19 protein-coding genes, 3 tRNA genes and 1 pseudogene are annotated in these 23082 nt (G+C 62.8%); 9 read left to right on the top strand and 14 right to left on the bottom strand.

Annotated elements, in window-relative coordinates:
- A pseudogene (locus HMPREF2826_RS07990) lies at nt 1-280 on the top strand (galactose mutarotase); the annotation flags it as partial.
- 162 nt (nt 281-442) lie between these two features.
- On the opposite strand, the gene HMPREF2826_RS07995 reads toward HMPREF2826_RS07990, so the two are convergent.
- Nucleotides 443-3148, bottom strand: a complete 2706-nt coding sequence (locus HMPREF2826_RS07995; RefSeq protein ID WP_070640797.1) for a valine--tRNA ligase — start codon at nt 3146-3148, stop codon at nt 443-445.
- A 496-nt stretch (nt 3149-3644) separates the two neighbouring features.
- On the opposite strand from HMPREF2826_RS07995, the gene HMPREF2826_RS08000 reads away from it, so the two are divergent.
- Entirely contained in the window at nt 3645-4424 is a 780-nt protein-coding gene (locus HMPREF2826_RS08000; protein ID WP_246824721.1) for a tRNA threonylcarbamoyladenosine dehydratase, read from the top strand.
- Nucleotides 4415-5242, top strand: a complete 828-nt coding sequence (locus HMPREF2826_RS08005) for a TatD family hydrolase (RefSeq protein WP_070640799.1) — start codon at nt 4415-4417, stop codon at nt 5240-5242. Before HMPREF2826_RS08000 ends, HMPREF2826_RS08005 begins: the two co-directional genes overlap by 10 nt.
- Nucleotides 5243-5523: 281 nt before the next feature.
- Here HMPREF2826_RS08005 and clpX read toward each other — a convergent pair whose 3' ends face one another.
- From clpX to gdhA, 7 genes are all read right to left on the bottom strand, one after another.
- On the bottom strand, nt 5524-6894 hold the full coding sequence (clpX, locus tag HMPREF2826_RS08010; RefSeq protein ID WP_083307338.1) for an ATP-dependent Clp protease ATP-binding subunit ClpX: 1371 nt from the start codon (nt 6892-6894) through the stop codon (nt 5524-5526).
- A 220-nt stretch (nt 6895-7114) separates the two neighbouring features.
- On the bottom strand, nt 7115-7729 hold the full coding sequence (locus HMPREF2826_RS08015; protein ID WP_058270259.1) for an ATP-dependent Clp protease proteolytic subunit: 615 nt from the start codon (nt 7727-7729) through the stop codon (nt 7115-7117).
- A 141-nt stretch (nt 7730-7870) separates the two neighbouring features.
- Nucleotides 7871-9142 carry a trigger factor gene (locus HMPREF2826_RS08020; protein ID WP_083307339.1) on the bottom strand — a complete coding sequence of 424 codons (1272 nt, stop codon included), beginning with the start codon at nt 9140-9142 and terminating at the stop codon, nt 7871-7873.
- 67 nt (nt 9143-9209) lie between these two features.
- Nucleotides 9210-9296 (bottom strand) — tRNA-Leu (locus HMPREF2826_RS08025).
- A gap of 188 nt (nt 9297-9484) precedes the next feature.
- Nucleotides 9485-12715 (bottom strand): carbamoyl-phosphate synthase large subunit, encoded by a 3231-nt coding sequence (gene carB, locus HMPREF2826_RS08030; protein WP_070640801.1) that lies wholly within the window; start codon nt 12713-12715, stop codon nt 9485-9487.
- A complete protein-coding gene (gene carA / locus HMPREF2826_RS08035) occupies nt 12715-13992 on the bottom strand; it encodes a glutamine-hydrolyzing carbamoyl-phosphate synthase small subunit (protein WP_070640803.1) in 1278 nt (425 codons plus the stop codon). The genes carB and carA overlap by 1 nt, the downstream gene beginning before the upstream one ends.
- 269 nt (nt 13993-14261) lie before the next feature.
- Entirely contained in the window at nt 14262-15617 is a 1356-nt protein-coding gene (gdhA, locus tag HMPREF2826_RS08040) for an NADP-specific glutamate dehydrogenase (protein WP_070640805.1), read from the bottom strand.
- A gap of 202 nt (nt 15618-15819) precedes the next feature.
- Here gdhA and HMPREF2826_RS08045 point away from each other — a divergent pair.
- The 5 genes from HMPREF2826_RS08045 (at nt 15820) to HMPREF2826_RS08065 (ending at nt 19602) form a co-directional block, all read left to right on the top strand.
- Nucleotides 15820-15896 (top strand) — tRNA-Pro (locus tag HMPREF2826_RS08045).
- A gap of 2 nt (nt 15897-15898) precedes the next feature.
- A tRNA-Gly gene (locus HMPREF2826_RS08050) sits at nt 15899-15974 on the top strand.
- Nucleotides 15975-16143: 169 nt separating this feature from the next.
- Nucleotides 16144-16464 (top strand): cob(I)yrinic acid a,c-diamide adenosyltransferase, encoded by a 321-nt coding sequence (locus HMPREF2826_RS09140; RefSeq protein WP_210388987.1) that lies wholly within the window; start codon nt 16144-16146, stop codon nt 16462-16464.
- 208 nt (nt 16465-16672) lie between these two features.
- Complete coding sequence (locus tag HMPREF2826_RS08060) at nt 16673-18430, top strand: peptide ABC transporter substrate-binding protein (protein ID WP_070640809.1); 1758 nt, start codon at nt 16673-16675, stop codon at nt 18428-18430.
- A gap of 275 nt (nt 18431-18705) precedes the next feature.
- The gene (locus HMPREF2826_RS08065; RefSeq protein ID WP_148138361.1) at nt 18706-19602 is read left to right on the top strand and encodes a hypothetical protein; all 897 of its coding nucleotides are present in this window, start codon (nt 18706-18708) and stop codon (nt 19600-19602) included.
- A 76-nt stretch (nt 19603-19678) separates the two neighbouring features.
- Here HMPREF2826_RS08065 and HMPREF2826_RS09795 read toward each other — a convergent pair whose 3' ends face one another.
- The 5 genes from HMPREF2826_RS09795 to HMPREF2826_RS08085 all read right to left on the bottom strand — a co-directional run bounded on the left by HMPREF2826_RS09795 (nt 19679) and on the right by HMPREF2826_RS08085 (nt 22081).
- Nucleotides 19679-19867: a metallophosphoesterase family protein gene (locus HMPREF2826_RS09795; RefSeq protein ID WP_083307341.1), complete on the bottom strand. Its 189-nt coding sequence runs from the start codon at nt 19865-19867 to the stop codon at nt 19679-19681.
- Between the two features lie 22 nt (nt 19868-19889).
- The gene (locus HMPREF2826_RS08070; RefSeq protein WP_070640813.1) at nt 19890-20102 is read right to left on the bottom strand and encodes a hypothetical protein; all 213 of its coding nucleotides are present in this window, start codon (nt 20100-20102) and stop codon (nt 19890-19892) included.
- Between the two features lie 174 nt (nt 20103-20276).
- Nucleotides 20277-20489, bottom strand: a complete 213-nt coding sequence (locus HMPREF2826_RS08075) for a hypothetical protein (protein WP_070640815.1) — start codon at nt 20487-20489, stop codon at nt 20277-20279.
- A gap of 12 nt (nt 20490-20501) precedes the next feature.
- The gene (locus tag HMPREF2826_RS08080; RefSeq protein WP_070640817.1) at nt 20502-21758 is read right to left on the bottom strand and encodes a DUF4417 domain-containing protein; all 1257 of its coding nucleotides are present in this window, start codon (nt 21756-21758) and stop codon (nt 20502-20504) included.
- Nucleotides 21689-22081 carry a DNA adenine methylase gene (locus tag HMPREF2826_RS08085; protein ID WP_168163994.1) on the bottom strand — a complete coding sequence of 131 codons (393 nt, stop codon included), beginning with the start codon at nt 22079-22081 and terminating at the stop codon, nt 21689-21691. The genes HMPREF2826_RS08080 and HMPREF2826_RS08085 overlap by 70 nt, the downstream gene beginning before the upstream one ends.
- 400 nt (nt 22082-22481) lie before the next feature.
- On the opposite strand from HMPREF2826_RS08085, the gene HMPREF2826_RS08090 reads away from it, so the two are divergent.
- Nucleotides 22482-22661, top strand: a complete 180-nt coding sequence (locus tag HMPREF2826_RS08090) for a hypothetical protein (RefSeq protein ID WP_070640821.1) — start codon at nt 22482-22484, stop codon at nt 22659-22661.
- An 18-nt stretch (nt 22662-22679) separates the two neighbouring features.
- Here the strand turns inward: HMPREF2826_RS08090 and HMPREF2826_RS08095 are convergent, their stop codons facing one another.
- Complete coding sequence (locus HMPREF2826_RS08095; RefSeq protein ID WP_070640823.1) at nt 22680-23045, bottom strand: hypothetical protein; 366 nt, start codon at nt 23043-23045, stop codon at nt 22680-22682.
- Between the last annotated feature and the right edge of the window lie 37 nt (nt 23046-23082).

Raw genomic sequence — 23082 nt, forward strand, 5'->3', positions numbered from 1 at the left:
CTGGGCGCAGGACCCCGCAAGCGGCAGGACCCTCTCCGTCGCCATCACCACGCCGGGCGCGCACCTCTACACGGGCAACTGGATCGACGACCCCGTCGCCAAGGACGGATGCGCCTACCATGCCCGCGCCGGTTTCGCCTTCGAGCCGGAGTACTACCCCGACTGCATCCACCACTCCAGCTGGCCGCAGCCCGTCTGCACGCCCGAGAGGCCCTTCTCCTCGACGATACGCTGGACGTTTGGGGCAAGGGACGCGGACGACGCGACAAGCTTGCGATAGCGGCTCGACGGCGGATCGCCCGGCTGACCGACTCGCACAACCGACGCTGATCGCGCGACTTTGTCCCTTGGGGAGGGCGGGCAGCCCCGACGAGCCGCCCGCCCCTCATGAGATGTTTGCCTGTAACGGGCCAGGCGAGGCCGGCGCTCCCGCGCGGCCTCCCTACGAGAGCTCCGCCACCTGCGCCTCGAGGCGCTCGATGGTCTGCTCGAGCTCGGCCTTGTGCGCGAGCTTCTTGTCCTTCACGGCAGCGGAGGCCTTGGCCATGAAGCCCTCGTTGGCCAGCAGGGCCACGAGCGACCCGTGCTCCTTCCTGGCCTTGTCGAGCTCCTTGCCCAGACGCGTCGCCTCGGCGGCCAGGTCAACGAGCCCCCCCACGGCCACGAAGGTCTCGACGCCGGCCTCGACGACGGACACGGAGCCTGACGGCTTGCGCACGTCCGGCCCCACCGTGAGCTCGCCCACGTGCCCCACGCGGCGAATGAAGTCACCCTGGGACGTCAGGGTGGCGGCGTCGGCGGCGTCGGCGCGCACGGCCACGTCAAGCACCGCCCGAGGCGAGAGCCGGTAGCGCGCGCGGATGGAGCGCACCTGCGAGATCAGGCCTCTGGCGAGCTCAAAGGCATGCTCGGCACCCTCGTTCACGAACGAGGCGTAGTCCGTGGGGTCGGGCCAGGCGGCCATCATGAGGAGGTTCGTCTCGCCCTCGCCCGCGGCCGCCGCTCGCCCAAGGGCGCTCTTTGGCAGCGCGTCCCAGACCCGCTCGGTCACGAAGGGCATGGCCGGGTGGAGCAGGCGCAGGGCCGTGTCGAGGACGAACACGAGGTTGCGCTGCACCTGGAGCTTCTCGGCGGGCGAGCCGTCCAGCAGGCGTCCCTTGCAGAGCTCGATGTACCAGTCGCACACCTCGTTCCAGAAGAACGCCTGGACGCTGCGGGCGTAGTCACCAAACTCGTAGCCCTCGAGGGTACGCGTGGAGCTCTGGACGGCCTTGGCGAGCCTGCTGAGCATCCAGGCGTCCTCGGGGGTCTCGGCCAGGGCGGGTCCCGGCTCATAGCCCGCAAGGTTCATCTGCACAAAGCGGCTGGCGTTCCAGATCTTTGTGACGAAGCCCTTGGCCTGCTCGGTGCGGGGGCTGCCCAACAGCTCGTGCGTCTTCTTGCTGAGGTCGGCGTCAAACTTGACGTCCTGGTTGGTGGTGATGAGCGTGAGCAGGTTGTAGCGCATGGCGTCGGCGCCGTACCTGCCGATGAGGTCCATGGGATCCACGCCGTTGCCCTTGGACTTGCTCATGCGGCTGCCGTCCTTGGCCAGGATGGTCGCGTAGATGTAGACGTCGTGGAAGGGAATCTCGTCCGTGAAGTAGAGGGAGCTCATGATCATGCGAGCCACCCACAGGGCGATGATGTCGCGTGCCGTCACGAGGACCTGCGTGGGATGGTGACCTTCCATCCTCTCGGGGTGGTCGGGCCAGCCCTGCGTGGCGAAGGTCCACAGCTGCGAGCTGAACCAGGTGTCGAGCACGTCCTCGTCCTGATGGACGTGACGTCCGCCGCAGTGCGGGCAGACGTCCACGTCTTCCATGAGGGCGTCCGACCAGCCGCAGTCGTCGCAGTAGAAGACGGGGATGCGGTGGCCCCACCAGAGCTGACGCGAGATGCACCAGTCCTTGAGGTTCTCCATCCAGGTGAGGTAGGTGTCGGTCCAGCGGGCGGGATGGAACGTGACCTCGCCGTCGCGCACCACCTGCATGGCGCGGTCCTTGAGCTTGTCCACGGCCACGAACCACTGCTCCGAGAGCCAGGGCTCCAGGGAGGTGTCGCAGCGGTAGCAGTGCATGACCGAGTGGTCGATGCGCTCGACCTTCTCGAGCAGCCCATGCTCCTCAAACCAGCTGACGATGGCGGCGCGCGCCTCGTCGCGTCCCATGCCGCTGAACACGCCGTAGCCCTCCACGACATGGGCCGTCTCGTCCAGGACGTTGACCTGCGCGAGGCCGTGGGCCTGTCCCATGGCGAAGTCGTTGGGGTCATGGGCGGGCGTGACCTTGACGAAACCCGTGCCAAAGCCGGCGTCCACGTGCCAGTCCGCAAAGATCTCGATCTGGCGGCCCACGATGGGAAGGAGCACCTTCTTGCCCACGAAGCGCTGCTTGTCGGGGTCGGAGGGGCTCACCGCGATGCCCGTGTCGCCGAGCATCGTCTCGGGTCGGGTGGTGGCGACGGTGATGTGGTCGATGCCGTCAACGGGCGTCTCGAGCGGGTAGCGCAGGTACCAGAGATGGCCTTCCTCGTCCTTGTACTCCGCCTCGTCGTCGCTGATGGCCGTCTTGCAGCTAGGGCACCAGTTGACAATGCGCTTGCCGCGGTAGATGAGGCCGTCGTGATACCAGTCGCAGAACACCTTGCGCACGGCGGTGGCGTACTCGGGGCTCATCGTGAACTTCTCGTCGTCAAAGTCGATGGAGCAGCCCATGCGCCTGATCTGGCTCACGATGGTGCCACCGTACTCCTCGCGCCAGTCCCAGCACTCCTTGAGGAAGCGCTCGCGCCCGATCTCGAGGCGCGAGACGCCCTCGTCCTTGAGCTTCTTGTCCACCTTGGTCTGGGTGGCGATGCCGGCGTGGTCCGTGCCCAGGATCCAACGGGTGGAACGCCCGCGCATGCGACTGAAGCGCACGTAGGCGTCCTGGATCGTGTCGTCCATGGCGTGCCCCATGTGGAGGATGCCGGTGACGTTGGGCGGCGGGATCACGACGGTGCAGTCTCCCACCCCCTTGCTGCGCTGGTAGCAACCGGCCGAAATCCAGCGCTCGATGAGCTCGGGCTCGGCGGTCTGGGGGTCGTAGGTCTTGGGCATCTCTTCCACGACGATTCGCTTTCGCTTGGGCCCCGAGGACCGGGTTGGCACTCGTGTCTTGAGCGCGCGCGACCTGGGGCGGCTTTGGGGACGTCCGCAAGACGCCCGCCTGACAGTCCCTAAGGGTACCACTGAGCGCGGGCGAGGGCTCGGAGCGCGGGGGCGGGGAACCCGCACGCCTTGCAAGGCGACGTCGAGCACGTCTCGCGCGCCGCAGCGGCGCTCACGCCCGCAGCGCGCCCCCGCAGCGGCGCTCATCTTGCGAACTGACTCGCTTTTCGCCGCAAATCACGCAAAAACTGAGTCGAGAGGCACGATGAGGGTGTAGAAAATGCAATGGTGGCGTGAAGAACGCAGTGGAGGCGTGGGGCGGCATGGGGCGAAGAACGCAATTGCCCGCCGTGCTCGGCGTCTGAGACGTTGCATGGGTCCCCGCCTTAAGCTATGAATGAGTCTCATACGCAAACGCCGCCGCGCCGCGGCGGCGCAGGGCAGGGAGTGCACCGTGACGACAGGGCAGAACAAGAAGGTCGAGAAGGTCAGGGAGACCGCGACCGACCGGCTGCGCCTCGTGATGGGCGACGACGCGCTCGCGCACGTCCAGGCCGCGCGCGTTCTTGTGGTGGGACTGGGGGGCGTGGGCTCAAACTGCGTCGAGGCGCTCGTGCGCGGGGGCGTGGGCCATCTCGTCCTCATCGATCGCGACGTCGTGATGCCCTCCAACCTCAACCGTCAGGCCGTCGCCTGGCAGAGCACCCTCGGAAAGCCAAAGGCGCAGGTCATGGAGGATCTCGTCCACGACATCAATCCCGCCTGCAAGGTTACGGCACGGCAGCGCTTTCTCTCAAAGGAGAACCTGGCGAACACGCTGACGGCACTGCCGCGCCCCGACTTCGTGGTTGACGCCATCGACACCGTGAGCCAGAAGCTCCTGTTGGCCCAGTGGTGCCAGGACCGGGGCATCAGGGAGATCAGCAGCATGGGCGGGGCAAACAGGCTCGACCCCACGCGCCTGCGCTTTACGACCATCGAGAGGACCGTCAACGACCCTCTCGCCCGGATCATGCGCAAGGAGTGCCGCAAACGGGGCATCCACGGCCTTCAGGTGCTCTATTCAGACGAGCTGCCCCGCGAGCCCCAGGGCAAGGCGGATGCGCTGGGCGAGGGTGGCTTCGTGCGCGCAGGATCGTCCATCCTAGGAACCATGAGCTACATGCCGCCCATCATGGGCCAGATGATCGCCGGGCGCGTCATTGGCGAGATTGCGGGGCTCACATGGGGCTGAGGCTTTTTGACGCCCACGTGCACCTGGACTTCTATGACAACGCCGTCGAGGTGGCCCAGAGGGCCGCGGCGCGGGGAATCGAGCTTTTTGCCGTCACCGTGACGCCCCGAGGCTACGAGGCGGCCCGTCCCCTCCTTGCCGGCTGCACCAACGTGCACCTCGCCGTGGGGCTGCATCCCTGGTGGGTCGCACGCGGGCAGGCGGATGCCGGCGACGTCGCGCGCGCCTGCGAGCTTGCCGCACGCACGCGCTTCGTGGGTGAGGTGGGCATGGATCTCTCGCCTCGACACGTGCCCGAGGACAGCGCGAAGCACCAGCGGGAGGCGTTCGCCGCCCTGTGCACGGCGGCGGCACGAGGGAGCGACGCCACCGCGCCGTCAGTCCTCTCCGTCCATGCGGTGCGGTCTGCGGGGGCCTGCCTCGACGTTCTGGACAAGACGGGCTGCCTCGAGCGATGCCGCGTCGTGTTCCACTGGTTCTCGGGCAGCTCCGACGAGCTGCACCGAGCCGTCGTCGTCGGCTGCCGCTTTAGCGTCAGCGAGATGATGCTGGCCACGCGGCGCGGGCGCGAGTACGCCCGGCAGCTCCCCCTGGACCAGCTCCTGGTCGAGACGGACCTTCCCGAGAGGGCGAATGAGGCAAACGCCGCGGACGGCGCTGAGAGCAACGCGGACCTCGCGGGCGGAGCGAACGAATCGGCCCGGGAGATCGCCCAGTCACTTGAGAGGTGCGTCTCACACATTGCGGGGCTTCGCCACATGGACGAGAGTGAGCTTGCCAGGCGACTTGCCGCCAACGCCGAGCGGCTGCTGTCCTAGGGCAAGGCAGGGGCAAGGCGGGGGCAAGGCAGAGCGTTCGAAGACGTCATGATTGCCCTCACATGCCTGAGATTATCAATGACCAAATTGTCGTTAGCCTGTCATTGTTTTTTCGCATCCTGGGCAAACGTAAAATTAATGCCCAAAATCAAGGATTCTGGGCATTAACGCAGGCGTTCGGGTGCCAGTCGCTACGTACGCAGGGGTGCCGAAAAGTGCACGGCGTCATGAGGCCCGCCCGTCAGCTCCTCGCCCGCTCCTCGTCAGCTCCTCGCCCGCCGTCAGCTCGCCTGGTGCGTGCCCACGCCCGAACCCAGGGCGCCGTGTCCGGCGGAGAGGGGCGCCGTCGCAGGCTCCCTGACGATGGTGGGCAGCGCGGCGCCGCCAATGGACGCCGGCGTCACGACGACCCGCGTGATCTCCAGATCGCTCGGCAGGTCGAACATCGTGTCCTGGAGCGTCGCCTCGCAGATGGCCCGCAGGCCGCGGGCGCCGGTGCCGCGCTCGATGGCCTGGCGGGCGATCTCGCGCAGGGCGTCCTCGGTGAACTCGAGCTTGACGCCCTCGATGGCAAACATGCGCTGATACTGCTTGACGATGGCGTTCCTGGGCTGCGTGAGGATGCTCACGAGGTCATCCTCGGTGAGGTCCTTCGTGGCGGTGATGACGGGGATGCGGCCGATGAACTCGGGAATCATGCCAAACTTGTGCAGGTCCTGCGGCATGACCTGCGCCATGAGCTCATCCTCGTTCTCCTCCGCCTTCTGGGTGAGCTCGGAGTTGAAGCCCACGCCCTTCCTGCCGATGCGGTCGGCCACGATCTTGTCGAGACCCACGAAGGCGCCGCCGCAGATGAAGAGGATGTTCTTGGTGTTGATGTGAATGAGCTCCTGCTGAGGGTGCTTGCGCCCGCCCTGGGGCGGCACGCTCGCCTCGGTGCCCTCCAAGATCTTGAGAAGCGCCTGCTGCACGCCCTCGCCCGAGACGTCGCGCGTGATGGAGAGGTTCTCGGCCTTGCGGGCGATCTTGTCAATCTCGTCCACGTACACGATGCCCACCTGCGCGCGTTCCACGTCGCCGTCGGCGGCCGTGATGAGCTTGAGGAGAATGTTTTCCACGTCCTCGCCCACGTAGCCCGCCTCGGTAAGCGTGGTGGCGTCGGCGATGCAGAACGGCACCTCGAGAAAGCGCGCGAGCGTCTGGGCCAGCAGCGTCTTGCCCGTACCCGTGGGCCCCAGAAGCAGGATGTTGCTCTTGGCGAGCTCGACGTGCTCCGTGCCCTCGGGCGCGTCGACGGGAGCGCCCTCGTCGTCGCCTGACAGGATGCGACGGTAGTGATTGTAGACGGCCACGCTCATGGCGCGCTTGGCGTCCTCCTGACCCATGACGTACTGGGAGAGCTCATCATAGATCTGATGAGGCGTGGGGAGGTTCTCTATGGGGCTGGCCGGTGCGTCAAAGGCCGCCTCGTCGATGACGTCGTCCGCGGCCGTGCGCGTCGCCTCGTCGATGATGGTGGAGCACTCCTTGACGCACTCGTCGCAGATGTACACCCCACTGCGGCTCTGGATGAGCTGCCTCACCTGGTCACGGGTCTTCCCGCAGAAGGAGCAGCGAATCTCGTCGTTGCCTCTCATGCCGCTTGATGCCATCTGAATCTCCTCAGGTACTCAGAAACGGGCTGGCCCGTCTGAAGACGGGCGGCCTTAGATACTAGCTCAATCATCGACGATGTAGCTCAATCACCGACGAGGCGTGCGACGACGAGACGTGCGGCGCGGCGGCGGGTCCAAGCCTGACGTCGACGGCGCGGTCAAGGGCGACGCGCCGGAGCCGCGGGCGAGGGCGACCTCTGGCGCGACTCCCCACTTCCTACGCAGACTGCTCGGCGCGCGAGGTGATGACCTTGTCAACGAGGCCGTACGCGCAGGCCTCCTGGGCGCGCAGGTAGTTGTCGCGCTCGGTGTCGGCGTTGATCTTCTCGACGCTTTGTCCCGTGTACTGGGAGAGCAGCTCGTTGATCCGGTTGCGAATCCATTTGGTCTCGTCGGCGACGATCTGTATGTCAGTCTGCTGGCCCTGGGCGCCGCTGGAGGGCTGGTGAATCATGATCATGGAGTTGGGCAGCGCCAGGCGCTTGCCCTTGGCGCCGGCGGCAAGGAGGACCGACGCCATGGACGCCGCCATGCCCACGCAGATCGTAGAGACGTCGGGCTTGATGAAGTTCATGGTGTCAAGGATGCCGAGACCCGCGTACACCTCGCCGCCGGGCGAGTCAATGTAGAGGGAGATGTCCTTATCGGGGTCCTGGCTCTCCAGATGCAGAAGCTGTGCGACCACAAGGTTGGCGGTGTCGCGGGTTATCTCCTCGCCGAGAAAGACGATGCGGTCGTTGAGCAGGCGCGAGTAGATGTCATAGCTGCGCTCTCCGCGCGGGGTCTGCTCCACGACGTAGGGAATGAGGGGCGTTGCCATGGGGTTGTGCATGCGGGTCTCCTTTGTGTTGAGGCGCTCCGGGGTGTTGTACCCACGGAGCGCCGTCTCAAGTCAATCCTGTCACGCCGCGTCGGCGCGCCGGGAGCATCCGCCGCAGCTGACGCGCGCGTCAAAGGTCAGCGGCCAACGTCCCTACTCCGCGTCCGTGGCCTCGTCGCCCTTCTCGGCCTCGTCACCCTGCGTCGCCCCAGCCTCGTCGTCCTTCTTAGCGCGCGCCTCGGCGATCTCGTCGACCTCTGTCACCGCGCAGTTCTCGACGAGCCACTTGACGGCCTTGGTGCGGCGGATGGACTCGCGGATGGCGGGCATCTGACCGTTCCGGGTGAACTCGTCCATGGACTTGGCGACGTCCTCCACGCCGGCACGGGCGAACTCGTCCCTCACGTCGTCCTCCGTGGCGTCAAACTCAAGGTGACGCGCGAGGGCGTCAAGCGCAAGCGACTGACGCGCGCGCTCGGCGGCCTGCTGATGGAGGTCGGCAATGAAGTCCTCGTTCTTGACCTTGCGCGCGGCGAGGTACATGTCAAGCGTCATCCCCTGACGCTGGAGCTGCTGGAGGAACTCGTTGGCAAGCTCGGAGAAGACCTGGCTCTCGTAGGCGCCGGGAACCTCCTCAAGCTGCAGGTGTCTGCCGATCTCCTCGACGACGCGATCCTCCTTGAGGTTGGGGAGGCTGGTCTTCTTGTCCTGCTCGATCTCGTCCTTGACGGCGTCACGGAACTCGGCGACGGTGTCAAAGCCAAAGCTCTTCTTGGCGAACGCGTCATCAAGCTCGGGGACGACGGACTTCTTGAGGCCCTTGAGGGTCACGGTGACGGCGAGCCTCTTCTGGTCGTCGCCCTCGCCCTGGGTCCACTCGACGTCCTTGGACTCGCCCTTCTTGAGGCCCACGATGCCGTCCACGTACTCCTTGGGCAGATGGCTGTGGGAGAGCGAGACCTGACGGTCCTCGCCGGCCAAGAAGTCGGCGCCCTCCTTGCTCACGGTGTCAACGACCACGACGTCGCCCTCGGTCGCGGCACGGTCGGCGTCGTCGTCCTCCCAGCTCGAGTGATAGTTCATGAGCTGCTCGACCTGCAGGTCGATCTCGGCCTCGGTGGCGTTCGCGGGAGGCATGTTGATGCCGGGCGCGTCGTAGGAGTCGAGCTCGCATGCAGGGGGGACCGAGACGGTGACCGTGGCGGAGAGGTCCTCATGAACGAGGCCCAGCACGGCGTCACGACCGACGATGCCGTTGATGACGGGACGCGGCGCGCGACCGCGGCGGAAGCCCTGGAAGTTGTACTTCCTGGCGACCTCCCTGTAGGCCTTGTCAATGGCCTTGTCAACCTCGGAAGCAGGCACGGTAAGCTTTGCGACCACCTGGTCGTTCTGCGGCCTCTCGGCAGTGACGATGATGTCCAACGTTCCTCCAGTGTCTAGTACGGGCGCCCTGTGAGAGGCGCCGCCAACTCTCGGCGCATGCGGCACATGGTGCGGGCGAAAGGACTCGAACCTTCACGAGGTCTCCCCCACTGGAACCTAAATCCAGCGCGTCTACCAGTTCCGCCACGCCCGCAGCGCTGCATACAACCTAGGCATGATAGCAAAAGCCGGGCCTCACGGGCGTGACGTTGACGTTCATGCGTCAAACAACAGACGCCGGCGGCACGAGGGACCCCGTGGCATGAGACGCCCCGACGCGCGCTCCCGCAGATGCACGACCGCGAGGCGCCCCGCTACGACCCCCCTCGTCGGCAGGCCCGCCTACATCAGGTCCTGCAGCGCGATGACGTCCAGTGCGTCCTTTCGCGCGGCGACGATAGCCTGCACGAGCGCCGTCGTCGCCGAGAGCGCCGTCACGCAGGTGATGCCCCGGTTGACCGCCTCCGCGCGCAGGATGGACCCATCGCCGCGCGACTCATGACCATGCGGCGTGTTGATGATGAATGCCACCTCACCGTCGGCGATCTCGTCCACGATGTTGGGATGCCCCTCGCTCACGCGCCGCACGACCTCGCAGGCAAGGCCCGCCGCCCGCAGCGTCTTGGCGGTGCCCGCCGTCGCGATGAGCTCGTAGCCCAGGCCCGCGAGCGACGTCGCCACCGGCGCGATGGCCCGTTTGTCACGGTCGCACACGCTCACGAAGACCTTTCCGCCGCGCGGGAGCCCGTAGTCGATGGCCCGGCGCGTCTTGGCGTAGGCGGCCGGGAAGCTTCGTCCTATGCCCATGACCTCGCCCGTCGACTTCATCTCGGGTCCCAAGGTCGAGTCGGCCCCGGGAAAGCGCGCCCACGGCATCACCGCCTCCTTGACCGCGAAGCGCCCGACCTCGTCCTTTTCCTCGCCAAGCTCACCCAACCCTCGCAGCTGGGCGATCGTCTCGCCGGCCATGATGCGCGCGGCGAGCTTTGCCAGGGGCACGCCCGTCGCCTTGGACGAGAAGGGCACCGTGCGGCTGGCACGCGGGTTCATCTCGATGACGAGGACCTGCTCGTCCTTCACCGCGAACTGGATGTTGAGAAGGCCGCGCACGCCCACCGCCAGCGCGAGCGTGCGCGTGATTGCGCGCACCCGTCGCACGATGCGGTCGGACAGCGAGAACGGCGGGTGGCAGCAGGCCGAGTCGCCCGAGTGGATGCCGCACTCCTCGATGTGCTCGAGGACGGACCCCACATGGCAGTCCGTGCCATCCGCCAGCGCGTCCACGTCGAGCTCGATGGCGTCCTCCAGGAAGGCGTCCAGGTAGACGGGATGGTCAGGCGAGACCTCCGTAGCCTCGGCCATGTAGGTCGCGAGATCCCCCTCGCCGTACACGATGGCCATGCCGCGGCCGCCCAGCACGTAGCTTGGACGCACGAGGAGCGGGTAGCCCAGCCGAAGGGCGACCTCCCGCGCCTCGTCGATGGTCTCCGCCGTCGAGCTGGGCGGATAAGCAACGCCCAGGCGGTCGAGCAGGCCCGAGAAGCGGTCGCGATCCTCCGCGAGGTCGATGGCGTCGGGCTGCGTCCCCATGATGGGGGCGCCCGCCTGCGCAAGGCGTCGTGCGAGGTTGATGGGCGTCTGCCCGCCGAGGGTCACGATGACGCCCACGGGCCTCTCGCACTCGATGACGTCCATGACGTCCTCAAAGGTCAGAGGCGCAAAGTACAGGCGGTCGGAGGTGTCGTAGTCCGTGGAGACCGTCTCCGGGTTGCAGTTGACCATCACGGTCTCGAAGCCTCGCGCCGTGAGTGCCATGGCGGCATGCACGCAACAGTAGTCAAACTCTATGCCCTGACCAATGCGGTTGGGCCCGGCCGAGAGGATCACCACCCGCGGGCGCGCGACCTGCCTGAACTCGGTGGTGCCTCCGGCCTCGTAGCTGAGGTAGTGATAGTTGGTGTGCGAGGCAAACTCCCCGGCGCAGGTGTCAACCGTCTTCACGAGGGGCCGTACGCCCAGCACCTCCCTGAGGGCGCGGACGGTCTCCTCGCGCTGGCCCACGAGCCAGGCCAGCTGCGCGTCAGAGAAGCCCATCTCCTTTGCGGCCATCAGGCGCTCGGACGTGAGGCCGGCGACGCCGCCCTCCCTCAGGGACCGCTCGGCGCGCACGATGTCGCCCATGCGCGCGAGGAACCAGGGGTCGATGCCCGTGAGCTCGTGGACACGACGCTCGCCCCACCCGCGCCGGAGCGCCTCGGCGACGTAGAAGATGCGCTGGGGCGTGGGTCGGCTCACCAGGTCCAGGAAGGCCGCGTCGTCCTCGACGTACTCCATGAGGCCGTCGGCGCCGAGGCCGGCATGGCCCTGCTCCAGCGAGCGGCAGGCCTTCTGGAGCGCCTCCTCGAAGGTGGACCCCATGGCCATGACCTCGCCCACCGACTTCATGCGCGTGGTGAGCGTCTCGCTCGTGCCCCTGAACTTCTCAAAGGCAAAGCGGGGAACCTTGACCACGCAGTAGTCGATGGACGGTTCAAAGCAGGCGGGCGTCGCCCCCGTGATGTCGTTCGTGATCTCGTCGAGGGTGTAGCCCACCGACAGGAGCGCCGCCATCTTGGCGATGGGAAATCCGGTCGCCTTCGAGGCGAGGGCGGAGGATCGGCTCACGCGGGGGTTCATCTCGATGACGATGACGCGACCGTCGGTGGGGTTCACGGCAAACTGCACGTTGGAGCCGCCGCAGGCGACGCCCACCCGTTCGAGCACGGCGAGCGAGTGGTCGCGCAGACGCTGAAGCTCGACGTCGGAGAGGGTCTGGCAGGGAGCCACCGTGATCGAGTCGCCCGTATGGACGCCCATGGGGTCGAGGTTCTCAATGGAGCACACGACGATGCCGTTGCCGGCGACGTCGCGCATGACCTCCATCTCGATCTCCTTCCATCCCTCGACGCTCTGCTCCACGAGCACCTCGCCGTTGGCCGAGAGCGAAAGGCCCTCGCGGGCGATGCGCAGAAGCTCGTCGCGGTCATGCGCCATGCCGCCGCCGGCGCCTCCCAGCGTGAAGGCGGGACGAATGACGACGGGGTAGCCGAGCTCGTCCGCCACCCGCTCGCAGTCCTCGAGCGAGCGGGCGATGCCCGAGCGCGCCACCTCGAGCCCGACGTCACGCATGGCAGCGGCAAAGAGCTCGCGGTCCTCCCCCACCTGAATCGAGGCAATGTCGCAGCCGATGACCTCGACGCCGTAGCGTGCGAGGACGCCGGCCTCGTCAAGCGCGACGGCACAGTTGAGGGCCGTCTGGCCGCCCATGTTGGGCAACAGCGCGTCAGGACGCTCGCGCTCGATAACCTTGGTCACGGTCTCCACCGTGATGGGCTCGACGTAGGTGCGGTCTGCCGTGTCGGGGTCGGTCATGATGGTCGCCGGGTTTGAGTTGACGAGCACGACCTCGTAGCCCTCGTCGCGCAGGGCCTTGCACGCCTGGGTGCCCGAATAGTCAAACTCGCAGGCCTGGCCGATGACGATGGGACCGGAGCCGATAATCAGGACCTTATGGATGTCAGTGCGCCTGGGCATCAGCGAGCCCTCCCCTCGCGGACGTCGACGGCGAGATAGTCGGGGTCGCCTTTAATCATGCGGACGAACGACGCAAACGCGTAGCCCGCGTCATGGGGGCCCGGGCGGGCCTCGGGGTGATACTGCAGCGAGAAGGCCGGGACGTCCAGGAACTGGATGCCCTCAGGCGTACCGTCGTTGAGGTTGACGTGGGTGAGACGAATGCGCCCGAAGCGCTCGTTGCGCACGACGGGGGCGACGCGCCTCTTGCTCCAGAAGCGCAGGTCCGACGCATGCTCGCCGACCCCGTTAGAGAGCTCGGGGTCCAGGGGGCCAAGGCTCGAGAACACGGTGCCGTAGTTGTGGTTCTGGGCGCTGATCTCGACCTTGCCCGTAAGGAGGTTCATGACCGGCTCGTTGCCTCCGTGATGCCCGTATGGGAGCTTCTCGACACTTCCGCCCGCCGCGAGTGCGAGCATCTGGTTGCCCAGGCAGATGCCAAAGACGGGAAGCTTTCCCAAGAGCTCGAAAGCGCAGGCCATGGTGGCGGGCACGCTCCTGGGGTCGCCCGGCCCGTTGGACAGAAACGCGCCGTCATAGCCGCCTGCGAGCACGTCTGCCGCCGGAGTGTCCCAGGGAAGCACGGTCGCGTCACAGCCGGCCGCGACAAGGCGCTCGGCGATGCCGCGCTTCTCGCCGCAGTCGATCACGGCAACGCGAGGCCGGCCTTGGCCGGCGGGGCACGCCGCGGCGGCAGGAAGGTCGACGGGCTTTCTGGTGGAGACGTCGGCGACGAAGTTATGCGCCGAGATGGGCTCGCTCGCGCGCACGCGGGCGACGAGGCTCCGGAGGTCGAGGTCGACGGTCGAGATCGCCGCCTTAAGGGCCCCTCCCTCGCGGATGCGCAGGGTGAGGGCGCGGGTGTCCACCCCCTGAATCGCCACGACCCCGTGCTCGCGCAGATAGTCGGGAAGGCTTCCCACGCTGCGCCAGTTGCTGGGCGAGAAGCACATGTCATGCACCACGACGCCGCGCAGCGCAGGCCCCGCGCCTTCCAGCGTCTGGTCATCGGCGGGGGCCACGCCGTAGTTGCCGATCTGGGGATAGGTAAAGGCCACGATCTGGCCGGCGTAGCTGGGGTCGCTCACGACCTCCTGATAGCCCGTCATCGAGGTGTTGAAGACGATCTCGCCGAAGGCCTCCCCCTCCGCCCCGCAACAGCGCCCGCAGAGGGTCGTTCCGTCCTCCAGGGCGAGCAGCGCCCGAGGGAGCTCGTCCGCACCGGCAAGCAGGTTCATGTGCCACCACCATCCTTTTGGTATCTCTGTACCGTCGTTAAAGGTCGGTTTCGAATTCTAGGTGGTTATAGATGCACTTTTGTGTAATTTAGAGGGCTGTTTATCGTATCGACACAGTCCTGCGGGCAAGACTCGAGCGCACGCGACGCACGGGCGCACGCCGGCGCGCCAGCCTCTTGTGCGGGCCTTTACGCAAGGCGCGGGACCTCGCGGGGGCATCCTGCCGTCCCACGAGGCCCCGCGCACACGAGCCTGGTGCCGCTGGCCTGCTAGCAGACCCCCTGGCCCATCATGGCGTCGGCAACCTTGAGGAAGCCGGCGATGTTGGCGCCAAAGACGAGGTTGCCCTCATGGCCGTACGCCTTGGCCGCCTGGGACGACGCCTGGTAGATGGAGGCCATGATGCCCTGGAGTCGCTCGTCGACCTCCTCGAAGGTCCAGGAGATGTGCCCGGCGTTCTGGCTCATCTCGAGGCCGGAGACGGCCACGCCGCCCGCGTTGGCCGCCTTGCCCGGGCAGAAGGCAACGCCGTTGTCGATGAGATACTGGGTCGCCTCCAGCGTGGTGGGCATGTTGGCGCCCTCGCCCACCACCGTGCAGCCACCGGCGACGAGCCTCTTGGCGTCCTCAAGGAGCAGGGTGTTCTCACGTGCGCAGGGAAGCGCCACGTCGCAGGGCACGCCCCACACGCCGCGACCGTCCTCGGCGTGGTGCTGCGCGGCGGGGCGATGCTCAAGGTACTTTGACAGGCTCACACCCTCGTCATGGCCCGAGCGCTTGGCGTCGTAGACGGCCTCGAGCGCCTCCACCGAGAGGCCCTCCTCGTCGTAGACCCAGCCCTTGGTGTCGGAGCACGCCACGACCTTGGCGCCAAGCTGCTCCGCCTTCTGGATGGCATAGATGGCGACGTTGCCGGAGCCGTGGACCACGACCGTCTTGCCCTCGAGGGAGTCGCCGCGGTCCGCGAGGAGGTTCTGCACGAAGTAGACCAGGCCATAGCCCGTGGCCTGCGTGCGGGCGAGCGAGCCGCCAAAGCTGAGCCCCTTGCCGGTGAGCACGCCGGACCACTCGTTGCGCAGGCGCCTGTACTGGCCAAACAGGTAGCCCACCTCACGACCTCCCACGCCAAGGTCTCCGGCGGGAACGTCCGTGTCAGGGCCGATGTGACGGGCGAGCTCGGTCATGAACGACTGGCAGAAGCGCATGATCTCATTGTTGGACTTGCCCTTGGGGTCAAAGTCGGAGCCGCCCTTGCCGCCGCCCATGGGAAGCGTCGTGAGGGAGTTCTTGAAGATCTGCTCAAAACCCAGGAACTTGAGCATGCCAAGCGTCACCGTGGGGTTAAAGCGCAGACCGCCCTTGTAGGGTCCGATCGCCGAGTTAAACTCGACGCGGTAGCCGCGGTTCACCTGGACCTTGCCGGCATCATCGATCCAGGGGACGCGGAAGATGATGACGCGCTCCGGCTCGACAAGGCGCTCAAGCAGGGCGGCCTCCTCAAACTCCGGATGGGCGTCGAGGGCGGGCTGCAGCGTCGCGAGCACCTCGTCGGCTGCCTGGAGGAACTCGGGCTGGTCCGCGTAGCGCTCCTTGAGTCCTGCCATGACCCTCTGGGAATAGTTCATCGGTTCTCCTCTCGCGTTGACTGCCCGGGCGTCAGTCCGCCGCAGCTGACGTTTCCATGCCTGAAACATAGAGAACTTGCCCGAGAAAGGCGGCGGCGGGCGAGGCGGCGTAACAATCTGTACATCGTGTACGCCGCCGCGATAATTACGTGCAACATCGTTGCCTTGGCATGGAAGCTCGCGTATACTTTCTGAGCGGCCCCGGGGTGTGGCGCAGCTTGGTAGCGCATCTGCTTTGGGAGCAGAGGGTCGCTGGTTCGAATCCAGTCACCCCGACCATCGCGGCGGTAGTTCAATTGGTAGAGCAGCAGCCTTCCAAGCTGCTTGTTGCGGGTTCGAGTCCCGTCCGCCGCTCCAAGAATTCGCAGGTCACCGCCATAATCGACGGTGACCTGCTTTTTGCTCGCCGCTGAGCCCCCCTAAACACAAGGCGTGCCATATCCCAAATCGTCAAGGATATGGCGTACAGCGAAACCGGGATTTCCAGGGTGCTTCGCAATATCTGCGTAGAGCAGCTGGGCGGCGGGTGCCTTTTATCCAGGGAAGCGGAGGAAAGGGACCGGACGCTTGCGGAAAACGGCCTAAAAAGTGCGCGGCGCTCCTCCAAAGCGGGGCCTACGACGTGGTGATACTCGACGAGATTAACATTGCGCTTCACCTGCATCTTCTGACCGTTTCGGCTGTTCTGGAAGCGCTGAAAGGCCGCGCGCCGGGGACGGAAGTGGTTCTGACAGGCCGGTACGCCCCCAAGGAGCTGATCGACATGGCGGATCTCGTGACCGAAATAAAGGAGATCAAGCACTATTACCAGCAGGGAGTGCTTTCAAGAAAGGGGATAGACTGCTAAAAAGGGCGAAAGAAAAAGAAGGCGGGAGAGGGGTTCAAGATGCAATGACGCTTTTTCCTATCCCGCGCTCGCACTTGTTACATATCAGGCAAGTCCTTTTCGTTACAAAAGTGGAAAAAATCGGTATAATTGAAAAAAGCGGTATAAATGACTCAGCTTAGGAGGTGGCATAAAAGCAGTATAATTGACTCGGCTTAGGGGGTGGCGTATGAAGATACGGATGAAAGCGGCGGCCCTTCTGCTCACTTGCATGATGCTTCTGTCCCTGATGTCCTTCGGCTGCGCTGAGACGCCGAAGGAAAGCGGGCAAAAGGACGGTCAAGGTTCGACGGCGTCTGACCCGCTCGGGATAGCCGGGTCGGCCGACGAGGCCCTTCAAGACTGGTCGATCTATGACAAGCTGATCGACGAGATTCGTTCCGAGCAAGATTCCCAAAAACGAATCATTCTCATGCACAAAGCCGAGGATATCCTCATGGATACGGGCGCCATCTGCCCGCTTTTTTCCTGGAATGCCCGCGGCTACTACTGGAAAACGCCTCTCAATGGCTTCTATTTTCCCCCGCTTATTGGACCGATTTTTACGCATACAACCGGGACAGCCGACGGCATTCTCAGGGTTCGGCAACATCCGTTCAGCACCCTCGATCCGGATCTGCTGGAGGACGTCTCCCAGCGCTCTATCCTTCTCCACCTGTTCGCAGGCCTTTGTGAGATCGATGAGAACAATTGCCTCAAGCCGGATCTGGCCGAGAATATCGAGATCAGCGAGGATGGGCTGACATGGACGTTCACCCTCAAACCGGATCTCAAGTGGTCAAATGGCGACAAGCTGGACGCCAACGACTTTGTCTATGCCTGGAAGCGGGGCGCCGACAAAACGATTGGAAACCCCTATAGCAGCTTGTTTTCATCAATCGAGGGCTATCCGGATCGATTGAATATTAAAGCTTCCGAAGACGGCCGGACGCTGACGGTTAAGCTGGTTCGGTTTTGCCCCTATTTTCTCATGCTGACGGCCATGCCCGCCTTTGTCCCCCTGCCGCAGAAGGTCATCGAGGCGGCTGAACAGCAATCTGGCGATCCGTTTGCGTGGACTGAGACCGGGACGATGGTCACCAACGGACCTTTTAAGGTGAAGAGCTGGGAGCCGAACGTCTTACTCGATATGGTGCGCAACGAAAACTATCACCGAGCCAATGAAGTCACGCTGGATGAGCTGATTGTTCATTGTGAGGCGGTGGATAGCTCCTTTTACCAAAAGTACATAGACGGCGAATATGATTTTATCGAATTCAGGGGGCAAGGCGACTATTCGCAGCTACCGCCCTATGAAGAGCATCATAGCGTTCCATGGGCATTGGGCGCTGTCTATCTCAGCTTTAATATCAACAATCAGGAGCTCTTCGGCAAGATGACGCCGCAGGAAGCAAAAACGCTGCGTCAAGCCCTTTGCCTCCTGATCGACCGCAAAGCCCTTGCGGCCGCGGCAATAGGCTCAGAGGATGATGCCTCTTCCACGCTAATTCCGCCGGGCGTTTCGGATGGAAGTGGAAACGGGGAACAATTCCGATCGAACAGCGAGGACTACCGCTATCCGATCCAGGATCCTCCGGGCTATTACCCGCTGAAGTCCGATTTTACGCGCGCCAAAGAGCTTCTTCAATCTTTGGGCTATCGTTTCACGGACGAGGGAAAGCTCTCGCCGGAGACACCGCTGCATCTGAAATTCACTGCCTTGGAGGTGGCTAAAGATTTTCTCCCGAACGTTGTGGAGCAGTTTGAGTCCTATGGCATCAGCTGCGAAACAGAGTACTGCAATTTTGAAACGTACATGAAACAACGTCAGGAAGGCGACTTTATGGTCTCCCTCTCACAATGGGGCATGGATTACAACGATCCGCTGAACCTGCTCGAGAACTATACGTCGGACAGCACACATAACGAGTGCGGCTTTGGCAGGTAAAAAGCGTCTTGGCTTGCGGCCGCCGTGCTGTCACGGCGGCCGCTTTATATAGGCGTGGATGAGGTTGTTATTGATGAAGAGAACGGATGGACTGTCTATACCGAGGACGGCGAACCTTCGGCGCAGTGGGAGGTTCAGGTAGCTGTGACCGATGACGGGTGTGAAGTTCTGGCTTATTAGCATGAAGCGATATATGAGCAGTTGTTCGGAAATACCAGAGGATCAGTACGTTAAAAGCCATATAAATGTTGCCGTAGTATCAAGGAGGTATCAAAATGAAGAAAGTTGTAAAAAAAGTTCTACTTTTATCGATATTGTTTACCGCTGTTCTCCTTATATTCACTGGATGCAAAGGAAATAGTGATAATAAAGATCAGCCCGGAAACGAAAATAAGGAAATTGAGACGGAAGTGAGTAACGGAATCGAACATAAGGAAATTGAGACGGAAGTGAGTAAGGCGGACGTATTCAAGGCTTACAAGGCTAAGATACAGGAGAAGCGTGCCGACATAGAGGCATTCAGCTGGCAGGACGGTTCCAGTGAATTCGAGCCGAAGGAACAGAGACCGATCGCCTTCTTCGATATCAACGGTGACGGTATCGAGGAGATGTTCTATATGGCTGTCGATGGTAGTGAATATCAGGCGGAACTTAATATCTACACTTACGAAGACGGCGAGGCCAAGAATATCGAATATTCTTCTTCATATGTGGACTTTTCAACCGGTAGAGTTATGACAGATGACGCTCTTACGAATACCCCCGCCGCAGGAGGCATGAATTTCGCAGTGTATATGAGTAAGGACGGTAAGACTCTGAACATGTACAGTTCTTCTGTCGATGAGTTCCTGTCGACTTATGTGGAAGAGTATTCGGTCAGCGGGAAAAAGCTGATAAACGGTACATTCCTCGCGGACAACCGTGACATGACCGGTCAATACGGCGATATGTATAATTTTTCGTATGAAGACGGGGAGGAGGTCTCGGGAGAACGAATGCAGGGATTGCTCAGGGCTAATTTCGCGGATATCGGTACCGTGATAATATGCAGCAACATGACAGGCGAGGATGGCGGTGACGACAATACCATCTGGGGGCAGTTCAGCGAGGACGATGCTTTGATGATGACTATCGATGACGCTCTGGCTTATGCCGATATACAGATAGGATAAGATGTTTGGATGCAAGGCGGTTCATCCGTCGGAATGATCCAAAAGCTGTAAGCAGAGACAGATCATGGATTTTTGTTTAGTATTTAATGAGAGCGGCAGATAGCGCTCCGTTCGCCGAGGCGAACGGAGCGCAGCCCGCGCCTGTCCCCAGGCGCGGGCGTGTCAGGCTTCCAGGATTGATGAGCCTGACATCTCCGCTTTTTGTAATGTTTGCCGCGTGAGTATGCCCATAGCATACAGCTCTGCAACTCTGCTCCCGCGCCATGTCTCGCTTTAGGAATTATCAATTATGGCACGTCAATTGCGGGGAACACGTCAGGTGGCAACTCTTCCAAGTCGTCTGCATCCGCCCACACCATCCTGTCGTCCGCTTCTGTGTCGGTAAGCTCAACAAGGTGGATGGCGTCCGTCTTCCTGTCGTCGAATTCGACAACGGTGCCAATTCGATTGGTGGACTTGAATGCATCGGACTCGATACCGGGGGGCTTTGGTAGCGGCATGCTTCACCTCGTCTCGGGCAACGAAAAAGCCGCCCAGTCGGACGGCTCTGCGCGAGCTGCGGGTTCCTACCGCTTTCTCCTCTATCAAGGCGTACTCGTATGTGCATTTGTACTAGTTCTCGCGTGAATTAATCTTCCCACATCCTACGCACTCTCTCAACCATTCGCGCTTCATCAGGAGTGAGCAATGCCTTGCTTTACCAGTTCTTCGGTACCCCCATCGAGCATCGCGTAGAACTCGTTGTATGACTTACGCACCTCTTCTGGGACTCCACCCTTAAGGTGATAGCCCCTGTCATCATCAAAGAGTGCAGAGTTGATTCCTTCGTCCGCTGGAATTGTATACCATGCACGATTTCTCATAAACAGAGGTTCATCGAATGTCATTTTCATCACTCCTTAAGAAATCCTATGAGTTCCCAAGTAGTCGTTCATTGCTCTCCCGTACGCATTCGGAGCACCAAGCTGTGAATATGCAAAGCTCTCAGCGAAAAACTCGTGAGCATTATAGTGCCCATAGCCCGACATCATGCTTCCGCTTCCACCATAGCGACCAATCGCTATCTCCTCAATTTCACGTTTTGCTGTGCCTGCAAACTTTCGCTCGCTACCGGTATACCCATTTCTAACGGCTTGGGTATACAGCGCATTCTGTACAAGGTGCCCATATTCGTGGGTGATTGTGTAATTAGCCCTGCTTGTTAGCCTACCATCAGTTGGCATTTTGAAGCCGCTGTTTTCTTCCCGCTCGTGTGCATGCGCCAACGCCACAACGTTAGATGCATTTCTTCTATGGAGCACTAGCACAGCCTGTCCATTACCTGCAGAGCTAGCCGCTGCATAGAAGCCTTTGCCATCTGCGCCAAGTAATTGCGTCGGCACCGCATGTAACGCACCGTACTTTTGCTCCAATGAGTGCACTTGTTGCATATAGGAGCTCATAGACTGAGTTTTAATCTCATCTGTACCATATACTCCAGAGAAGCCTGCGTTGCGCGCAATCTCAATCACATCGCGCCGCGAGTCTGGAGCACCGCCAATGTTTGACAGGTGGGCGTTAGTATCAGCACCAAGGAGTTTCACTCTTTCTTTCATTGCCCCTGCGGTCGCGCTATAGCTGCCCCTACCGCCTATGGAACCCCCCCCAGCCTTGTACTCGACGACCTCGCAGCCGCCGAAGTCGAATCCGATGTTCTTGCCGTACAGCAGCACCAACGACGGCTCAAGGCGTCTCATCGCCTCGCGCATCCCGTCGCGCCAGACATCACGGGCGCCCCTGCCGCGCGCCACGCCCACGGTTGAGGTGGCCACGGTGGATTGCCTCGGAATTCCCTTGAAGCAGAATTTGTAGCTCGACGGCTGCGCCCACGAGAGCGTTGGCACGACGGTTATTCCGTTCTGCTCCCAGTAGCGCCCGAGCGCCGCCGAGCGATAGCGATTCCACTCCTGCATCGCGTCGGGCATGTCCATGTACAGGCTGAAGTCAGGCGTGAGGACGCACTGGTAGGGCCTCAGAGCGTCAATGTATGCGCCGGGACGCTGCCATACGCGCTCGAACTGGTAGTCGTCTATGAAGAAGTGGCAGCCTAGGTCGGCCTTGTCTGCCGCCCTGGTGGTCTTCGCGTAGTTGAAGCCCTGGAGGTCTCGCGTGACCACAGGTAGCTTTTGCGGTCATTCCCGAAGCTGTAGAGCAGCGACAAAACGGTGTCGTCATCCTTCGCCGCGTTAAACTCCTCGCGGGCCGGCACGAAGTCGTAGTCGGCGAACTTGCCGTCAATCGCGTCAAGGAACACCTGCGGCACGTCGTTGGTGTCGTTGGCCACGAACTCGTCCCACTTGCCGGACAGCATCGCGGCGTGCGTCACGACGCACCCTCCCGCGAACAGGTCAACGAGCGTGTGCGACGGGTGGAGCACATCCACAACCCACCTGGCAACGCTGTTCTTGCTCCCCTTGTAGGGGACCCCGTATCTCGTCACGACACCCCCAGTCGGCATGGAAAAGGCCCCACCGGTCACGGCAGGGCCAAGAAAATGGTCAAAATATTTCGCAGAAATATAAGAATTATCCTAGACATTATATAGGAATAATCCTATAATATAGCCATCAGGGCGGAGGGAGGTGGTTGAATTGGACTATCTGATGGACTTCCTGATTGCCCTCGCAGCAACGACACTAGGAACATTGATTGCGGAGAGCGAAAGCCCCGCCAAGGCTCTGGAAGGCATCTTAGGCGGGACTAGATAGGGCGGGGGCTTCGGCCCCCCCTTCTCCTCCCATTATAGGAGACTAGGAGGAAATAATGCGGTACGTAATCCTGTTCCTTGTCGTTCTCGTGACGTCAGTCGTAGTCAACCTCGTAATCCATAGGAGACACTAATGGCCGTATCAGACGCCCAGAAGAGGGCAGACGCGAAGTACAAGCGCGAGAGGACCAAGACGGCGGTCGTACGCTTCTACCCCGCCGAGGAGGAGCTGTGGGGGTGGCTGTCGGCACAGCCAAACAAGCAGGGGTACGTCAAGCGGCTCATCCGCGAGGACATGGAGCGCCACCGCTAGCGCACGGCCCCTATGACGTCACGGTTGTGCCTCATGCACCACGCGGCCTCCTTGGGCGTGACCTCGCAGGCGCATGTGGTCGTACCTGCGTGTGCGCCGGCCCGGGAGCCTGAGCGGGAGGGGAACGCCCGTCTCGCACAGGGCGCGAAGCATCGCCCGGCTCATGGTCGTGTCGTGGCGGGACGCTATGTCCGCCATCTGCTGGTACGTCATCGGTCGACGCGCTCCGTCTTTCTGGTCTCGGCGGCGGCGGGCATCCGGGCGCGCGAACAGGGAGAGCGCCGGGGCGTCAGCTTCGGAGAGGTCGCGCCCGGCGGTCAGCTCATCCCACTTTGCGGACTTGAAGGGGTCGGACTCGATGCCGGGGGGCTTTGGCAGCGGCATGTCTCACCTCGTCTCGGGCAACGAAAAAGCCGCCCAG

Source organism: Olsenella sp. HMSC062G07 (assembly GCF_001811895.1).
Taxonomy (GTDB): Bacteria; Actinomycetota; Coriobacteriia; order Coriobacteriales; family Atopobiaceae; genus Olsenella_F; species Olsenella_F massiliensis.